6 protein-coding genes are annotated in these 6606 nt (G+C 72.3%); 2 read left to right on the plus strand and 4 right to left on the minus strand.

What is annotated here, in order from left to right; translation table 11 throughout:
* Positions 1-16 precede the first annotated feature (16 nt).
* Positions 17-1216, minus strand: a complete 1200-nt coding sequence (locus tag LHA35_RS15490; protein ID WP_226609460.1) for a hypothetical protein — start codon at positions 1214-1216, stop codon at positions 17-19.
* A gap of 384 nt (positions 1217-1600) precedes the next feature.
* On the opposite strand from LHA35_RS15490, the gene LHA35_RS15495 reads away from it, so the two are divergent.
* Together LHA35_RS15495 and LHA35_RS15500 are read left to right on the plus strand one after the other, a co-directional pair.
* Entirely contained in the window at positions 1601-2518 is a 918-nt protein-coding gene (locus LHA35_RS15495; RefSeq protein ID WP_226609485.1) for a site-specific integrase, read from the plus strand.
* A 347-nt stretch (positions 2519-2865) separates the two neighbouring features.
* Complete coding sequence (locus LHA35_RS15500; RefSeq protein WP_226609462.1) at positions 2866-3822, plus strand: replication protein RepA; 957 nt, start codon at positions 2866-2868, stop codon at positions 3820-3822.
* 296 nt (positions 3823-4118) lie between these two features.
* Here the strand turns inward: LHA35_RS15500 and LHA35_RS15505 are convergent, their stop codons facing one another.
* The 3 genes from LHA35_RS15505 to LHA35_RS15515 all read right to left on the minus strand — a co-directional run bounded on the left by LHA35_RS15505 (position 4119) and on the right by LHA35_RS15515 (position 6462).
* Positions 4119-4871, minus strand: coding sequence for a hypothetical protein (locus tag LHA35_RS15505; RefSeq protein ID WP_226609464.1), 753 nt, complete (start codon positions 4869-4871; stop codon positions 4119-4121).
* Entirely contained in the window at positions 4868-5560 is a 693-nt protein-coding gene (locus LHA35_RS15510) for a ParA family protein (protein WP_226609466.1), read from the minus strand. Before LHA35_RS15510 ends, LHA35_RS15505 begins: the two co-directional genes overlap by 4 nt.
* 359 nt (positions 5561-5919) lie before the next feature.
* Entirely contained in the window at positions 5920-6462 is a 543-nt protein-coding gene (locus LHA35_RS15515) for a hypothetical protein (RefSeq protein ID WP_226609468.1), read from the minus strand.
* Positions 6463-6606 lie beyond the last annotated feature (144 nt).

Genomic DNA, 6606 nt, shown 5'->3' on the forward strand with positions numbered 1-6606 from the left:
GCCGGCAAGGCACGTACTACGGCCCGGGCGCCTCATCGTCGTCCCATTGCTCTGGCGGACACGTCGGACCGCCAGCCCCGGCGGCATCCGGCTCGCCGCGGGCGATCGCGTCCAGCGCGCGCCGCGCCCGGCGGAGCGCCGCGTCGAGCTCGTCCATCGCGCCGGTGAGATCGCTGTAGTCGAAGGCGCGCCGTTCGACCGGGGTGAGCGGCGCCATCGGCGGCGGGGTGGTTAGCTCCACCTCGACCGGCACCGCGCGTGGCCAGCCGCGCCCGCGGCCTGGCTCCGGCCGCCGCGGCGGGCGGACGGCCGCGGCGAGCGGCGCGAGGCCGCGCAGCCCGAACAGCCGGCGCGCGGCGCGCCCGGTGACCTCGACGGCGACGTCGTCGCGGACCAGCGCGTCCAGGATGTCGAGGGCGCTCTTGATCGAGACCCCGAGCGCCGCGGCCAGCGTCGTCGCCGACAGCAGCGGCGCCGCGGCCAGCAGGTCGACCGCGCCCGGTGCGCGCGAATGCCGTCGCCGGCCGGTGACGGCGCGGCGCGCGGCGAACCAGGCGCGCTCGAGATCGAGCAGGGTCTGCTGCGTGTCGGCCGCCTCGCCGGCGAGCGCGTCGAGGAAGGCCGCCGTCCAGCCGCCCGCGTGCGGCTCGGCGTCGGCCCGCAGCGCCGCCGCGCCGGTCAGCGGCAGGGGCGCGCGGATGGTGCCTGTCTTCACCCAGTGCCGCACGAGGGCGGCGCGCAGCGGCGGGCGGGCGCCGCCGCGGTCGAGCCAGCGCCAGGCGCCGGCGGCCGCGTCGAGCAGCGCCACGCCGGTCGAGGGACCCTCGCGCAGCGCCGCGGTGGCGGCGCGGACCTCGCCCTCCTCGTCGAAGTCGGGCGCGACGAGCCAGCGATGCAGGGCGAGGGCGGCGCGACCGGCCTCGAACACGCCGCCCGCCTCGGCCAGGTTCCGGGCGCCGTCGAAGCGCCGCGGCCGCAGGCCCTCGACGAGGGCGGCGAGGTGCCAGGGGTCGATGAGGTAGCCGTCGACGGCGGCCATGCGCCGGACCGCGTCGAGCCGGGCGCGGTGGAGCAGCGCGGGGGTCAGCGGGTGGCCGGCGCTGGCCCCATCGAGCCGCGCGATCGCCGCGGCGGCGCGCGCCAGCGCGGCCACCGTCTCGACGTCGGCGACGGCGTTTGGTGAGGAACGGGTCAGGCTGTCGAGCGGAGCGCCCACCGGCTGCGCAGTGCCTTTCCAGGATGTTACACGTATAACTTACGGCAATCCGGCAAATAAGTAAAACAACGTCGATAATCCGTCTGACCCCCCTCCCCTACCCGCTCTGCTGGCATCTACCACCCATAACCCGTCTTGTGTGTAGGAAGGTCGTTGCGGTAAAAATCGCCCCACGGCGCCGCCTCAGGCGCCCGGAGAGCCGCCCTGGACGCCCTCGACCCCCGCGCCGACCTCGGGATCCTCCTCCCGGACACCCCCCCTGCCCCGCTCGGCGGCCCGCCCGACGCCGTCGGCCGCTGGTTCGATGCCGCAGCCGAGGCGGCCGCGCCCACCTCCGACGGCAGCCTCGCCGGCGACCGCGCCGCCGCGGACGCCTTCCGGCGGCTGGCCACCGCCGCGAACACCCGATCCGCCTACCGTGCCGCCGTCCGCGCCTGGTGCGCCTGGTGCCAGATGCATGGCCGCCCGGCGCTGCCGGCGGAGCCGGCCGATATCGCCGCCTTCCTCGCCGGCGAGCGCGCCCGCGGCCTCGCCGCCCCCACCCTCGTGCTGCGCCGCGCCGCGCTCCGCTACCTGCACCGCGCCGCCGGCCTCGCCCCGCCGACCGACGACCCGCGTGTCGCCGAGACCCTCGCCGGCATCCGCCGCAGCGCCGCCGCCGCCGGCGAGACGCCGCGCAAGGTCGCCGCCGCGACCGACGCGATCCTCCGCCAGCTGCTGGCGCCGATCCCCGACGACCTCCGCGGCCTCCGCGACCGCGCCCTGCTGCTCGTCGGCTTTGCCGGGGCGCTGCGCCGCGCCGAGATTGCCGCCATTCAGGTGGAGCGGCTGTCCCCCACCGAGCGCGGCCTCGTGCTCGAGCTGCCGCAGACCAAGGGCAGCCAGGCCGCGGCGGTGCGCATCCCCCTCCCCTACGGCACCACCGAGCTCTGCCCGGTACGCGCGATCGGCCGCTGGCGCGCGGCCGCCGGCATCGAGGGCGGGCCGCTGTTCCGGCGGATCTGGGCGCCGCGCCCGGCCCGCCCGGGCGAGCCCCCGCCCCCACCCCGGATCGGCACCGCGCCGCTCTCGCTCCAGTCGGTCGGCGACATCGTGCAGGCGCGCGCCGCCGCGGCGGGCTTCGATCCGCGCGCCTTCGGCGGGCACAGCCTCAAGCGCGGCGCCCTCACCACCGGGATGAGCCGCGGGGCGCACCCCGCCCAGCTCAAGCGGCTCGGGCGGCACAAGCGCTTCGACACCCTCGGCGAGTACCTGGAGTTCGGGGATCTCTTTGAGGGGCACCCTCTCAGCGGAACTCTGTAACTGGCGAAGGCAGGGCAACGGCGGCAGCCGCCGAACAATCAGCCAGCAGCTGGACTCTACCGGGGCGGCATTCTGGACTCGCAACCTGCGGCCTTTGATGGTGTCCGATTCGTCGCTGCGCGCTCAGTCCACAAAGCCCTGATCTTTTCCGGGAGAAAGCTGGACTCTCCCGGTGCAGAGAAGAAAACGGAAAGCAGCGAAATCAAGGTGATGTCCGGTTTTCCCCTGGACTCTGGCCGTCCACTACAAGGTTTCAGACAAGTAGTTCTGGCAAGTCCCGATAGAGTCCAGCATGACGAATCTCGCGCCCGTCGGCAGATTGGCGCTCATTCCGATGGGTGATCGCCATGGGTGAGGTCCACAGGCTATTGAGGGAAGCAGGCCGGGAGGCCGCGCTCCGTTCCGACTTCGACCGCCGGGTGGTCGAGGCGGCGGCGGCCTACCTTGCCAGCGAGGACGTCGAGATCGGCTTCCTCTACTCAGGATGGGCCCAAGCCGCCCTCCCCCACAAGCGTCTCCCCGACGACGCGCCCTGGCAGATCACCACCGAGCGCGTGACCCTCATCGTGCAGCCGGGCCTCCGCGCGGTGCCGGGTGGCGAGCCGGTCAGCGTCGGCGTCCCCTACGGCAGTCGCGCGCGCCTCATCCTGCTCTATCTCCAGTCCGAGGCGATCCGCACGAACAGCCGTGAGATCGAGCTCGGGAAGAGCCTGCACGCCTGGCTGCGCCGGCTCGGCATCCCGATAGGCGGTAAGTCCATGAGGGATGTGCGCGACCAAGCGGAGCGCCTGAGCCGCTGCCGTATGACCTTTACCATCAAGCAGGGCAACCGCACCGGGCTCGTGAACCAGAATCTGCTCGACACCTCGATGTTTGTCGAGGACGACAATGCACAGGGTAGCCTCTTCATTGAGACCGCCACACTGTCGGAGATGTTCTTCCAGCAACTGAAGAAGCATCCCGTCCCAATCGAGGAGACGGCGGTCCGCCAGATTGCCAACAACAGCATGGCGCTCGACGTCTACTGCTGGCTTGCCTACCGCCTGCATGCCCTGACCGAGCCCACGCCGATCGGCTGGCGCGCGCTCCACGGGCAGTTCGGCCGCGGCGTGAAGCGCCTCGACCACTTCAAAGACCAGTTCAAGGACACGCTGGCCCTCGCGACCGCGGTATACCCCGACGCGGACGTAGAGGTGCACGAGCGCGGGATCACGCTCCGCCCCTCTCGGCCGCCGGTGGCGCCGAGCTCGCCGCGGACGGTGGCAATCGGCGGTCGCGGGCCGCGCCGCGTCGCGGGCGGCTGATTCCCGTCAGAGTCCAGTCCCGGAAGGACCCTCCGGGAAAGTTCAGTCTGGCTATCCCCGGCAAAGTCCAGCCTCGCCCAGAAATCAAGCTCTTCTCGCGAGTCCCGCAAGCCGATCCCCCGTCAGAGTCCAGTCCCGGAAGGACCCTCCGGGAAAGTTCAGTCTGGCTATCCCCGGCAAAGTCCAGCCTCGCCCAGAAATCAAGCTCTTCTCGCGAGTCCCGCAAGCCGATCCCCCGTCAGAGTCCAGTGTCGGGGAGGGCCGAAGCGGATCCCCCCCCGCCCTGGCGGCGCGGTCTACCCAACCGTCTCCGCTTCGCCTTCGATCACCGGCGATAGCAGCTCGTCGATTTGGGCGATGCGGCGCTCCACGGCCGCCAGCTCCTCGGCCAGGCGCGCGCGGCGCTCGCCAAGCCGGGCCCGTTCCTCGCGCAGCCGCGTACGGTCCAGGCGTCCCGGCGGCGGCGCCTCGGCGCCGTCGGCCGGAACCTCCCGGCGGAGCTGCATGATCTCACGGCGGGTCACATCGGGGCGGATGAGCCCCCTCTCCCGCGCCACCCGCAGCTGGGGCTCGCTCAGCAGCGTGATCTGGTAGGCGGTGCCGTAGCTGCCCGGACACGCGGTCGCGGGGATCCGGCCGCCGTCCACGGCCCGGGCGATCTGGCGGAGCTGGGTCGCCGTCGCGTCGGAGAACGGGAAGAGGCGCTCCGTGCCGTGTCGCAGGCGCGCGAACTCGCCCTTCGTCAGCTCGGCCTCGAGCGAGATCAGCGCCCGTCCGATGGCGAGAAAGGAATCGCGGGCGTCGCCCCACTCCCTCTGAATCTCGCTCCGGGTGCGGAGGATGCGCCGGACCTTCTCCTGGTCGTCCGGAAGGCTCGTGCCGGCGAAGACCTCGCGGATGGCCTGGAGCGCGGCCGGATCCTCGGCGCCGAGCGAGCGGAGCTCGGCCGCCCGCGGGTCCACCACGACCACCTCGGTCGCGGGATCCTCCTCCGCAGCGAGGAACGCCTTCAGCGCAGCCTTCGACCGCTTGCCAGCCGCCGCGCTCACAGCCCCATCTCCCGGCGCACGTAGGCCCAGATCTCCTCGAACGGCTCGATCCCGCGCGACTTCGAATAGTCGAGCAGCGTGAGTCCCTTCGTGGAGGGCACGTGGATGTCCTCCAGCTGCGGCAGCTCCGTCGGGCAGACCGAGCCAGCCTTCACTAGGACCCCCCGCATCCGTGCGTAGCTTGTGGTGCGGCGGTTCGCGCGGTTGAGGACGACCGAGGTGGTGAAGCCCTTCCCAGCCAGCGCCTTCACCCAAGGGGCGACGGATTCCACGTCGTCCTGCGTGCACACGGCCGGGACCAGAATCAGGTCGGCGGCCTCGCCGAGCCCGTCGATCGCCGGCAGGTGGTCCTCCACGCTCGGCGGCGTATCGAGCACGGCCAACCGATAGTCCTCCGTTCGCTTCAGCGCCCCGCGCCAGTCGCCCAGCGACACCGGTTCGACGACCGTCTCGGCGAAGTCCGGGAAGGCCTCACGCGTGCGGGCCCGCCGCGCCGCCCACTTCGACAGCGTCTGTTGCCGGTCGAAGTCCAGCCCGATCGACTTAATGCCAGCCTGCGCAGCGCTGACGAGGAGGTGGCGGCTGAGCACTGACTTGCCTGACCCGCCCTTCGGGCTACTGATCAACAGGATACGGCAGCGCGTATCCTTCACCTCTGCGGCGCGCTGGCGCACGGCGGCCTGCGGCATCCCCCGATCCCCCTGATCCCTGGAGCCCAATACCGTTCCTTCCCGCGCCGTGTCCACGAACACGCGCGGGCCTGGGTCAGAAAGCAGGAATTAGACATGTCAAACCAGCTCGCCCTTCAGGGGCGGGGCGGGAGGGCCGACCTCATCAAGTGGCAGGCGCCTGACGCAAAAGCGAACAGCAGACCGCGCCACCAAGCGGAGCCCTCGCCTGCCGCCGCGAGCGCCCATGAGCCCAAGGCGGCCAGCGCCAAACTCCAGCCGAGGACCCAAAGGCCAAGGCGCGCGAATGGTGCCGCGAACATGTAGGCCGGCAGCAGGAGCGTCGTGACAAAGCGCCGCATGGGTCGCCTATGCCTCTCTTACCGCCGCGGCGGCCCCGGCACGGAACTGCCGGGCTCGAGGTAGAGCGTGATCGTGCCCGCCCTCCAGCCGGTCCGCTCGTCGCGGAAGACCTGGCCACGCGCGAGCGCGGGCCGCGGGTCCGGGTTCGCCTGGAGAATCGGGAGCCACGCCGCGGACGCCGCCAGCGACATCCGGATCCCATGCTCTGCCACCGCGATCTCTCCCGGGACGCTGGTGCGGCCGGCCCACCAGCCGGCGACTGCGCCCAGCATTGCGGCGGCGGCGAGCGACACACCGGCCAGGACCGCCGTGCGGCGCGCGATGGCCGGCCCGGCCGTGGCGGCTCCCCGCCGGGCTGCCTCCTCGACCCGCCGCAGGAGTTCAGCTTCCGCCTTCGGCGACAGCGGCTGGCGCACGGTCTCCGACGCTGCCTCGACGCGGCGGACCGCGGCCGGGAACACGCTGAGCGCGGACGACAGGGCCGCGAGCACGAAGCGCAGCGGGTCGCGCCGCAGGCCGCCCGCTTCGACGGCCTTTTCGAGCTCCGCCCGCGCGGCCACGACCGCCTCCTCCAGGCCCTCTGGCTGTTGATTGCCACTGAGAGCTGACCCGGTTTGGGGTTAAGTTGCCACTGAGAGTTGACCCATGTTCGGACGCTAGCCTCGGGCCTTTGGTCGGGGGCGGTGGGAGTGTTGGACATGGCG

This window comes from Roseicella aerolata, from assembly GCF_020523605.1.
Classification (GTDB): Bacteria; Pseudomonadota; Alphaproteobacteria; order Acetobacterales; family Acetobacteraceae; genus Paracraurococcus; species Paracraurococcus aerolatus.